This window comes from uncultured Campylobacter sp. (genome assembly GCF_937997595.1).
Classification (GTDB): domain Bacteria; phylum Campylobacterota; class Campylobacteria; order Campylobacterales; family Campylobacteraceae; genus Campylobacter_B.
The window spans coordinates 1-1,001 of the sequence record NZ_CALKTS010000190.1; the positions used below are offsets into that span (position 1 = coordinate 1).

Consider the following 1,001-nt stretch of genomic DNA (forward strand, 5'->3'; position numbering starts at 1 on the left):
ATCCTAGGCGCCAACGGCAGCGGTAAAAGCACTCTGCTTCGCATAATGCTCGGATTTTTAAAATTTGAGGGCGAGGTGCTAATCGGTGGCAAAAGCGTGCGCGACTACGGCAAAAAGGGGCTCGCCTCTCTCGTCGCCTACGTGCCGCAGACGCACGCGCCGTCCTATGACTACAGCGTCTTTGACATCGCGCTGATGGGCGCGCTATGCAGGACACCGCTGTTTTCTAGCTTTAGCACGGCGGATAAAAAACTAGCCGAGCAAGCGCTGGAAAAGATGGGTATCGCGCATCTAAAAAACGCGCCCTACACAAAGGTCAGCGGCGGCGAGCGGCAGCTGGCCTATATCGCACGCACGCTGGTTCAGGGCGCGAAAGCGATCTTTATGGATGAGCCTACCAACGGGCTGGACTTTGGCAATCAGATCAAGCTGCTCGAGATGATCAAGGCGCTGGGCGACGAGGGCTATACCTTCGTGCAGACGACGCACTACCCGCGTCACGCGAAATTCGTTTCAAATTTGACGCTGTTTATAAAAGGCGGCGAAATTTTAGCTTTCGGGCGCAGCGAGCAGCTCATAAACACCGAAAATATCGATAAAATATACGGCATAAACTACGAAAGATACGAGGATAGATTATAAATTTTACGGGTGCGTAGCGCCGTTAAATTTAGCCGAACTAGGGTAAAATTGCGCGCATAGAATAACTTCTCGGCGGCAAAACGGCGCGCCGATAAAACGCCAAGCTGCGAATCGCGGCCGCGGCAATGTAAGCAGCAAACCGAATTGCTAGCGAGCAAAACGCCTAAATTTAAACGATAAATTTAAAAGGAAAATCATGACTCCGCGCGAGATATTTTTAAACGGCTGCAATGAGATCGCGGCAAATTTTACGTACTTCAAGCCCACGCAAAAGGGGCAAAAACTAACGAAGCTCACAAGCGACAAGGAGATTTTATTTGAGATTTATTTTAGCTCCAGTATGCGCAACTACGCCGGCA

1 protein-coding gene is annotated in these 1,001 nt (G+C 50.4%); it reads left to right on the forward strand.

Features of this window, described 5'->3' with window-relative positions; genetic code table 11:
* Positions 1 to 642 (forward strand): ABC transporter ATP-binding protein (locus Q0614_RS06715; protein ID WP_298787480.1); only part of this gene is annotated, 642 nt, incomplete at its 5' end.
* Between the last annotated feature and the right edge of the window lie 359 nt (positions 643 to 1,001).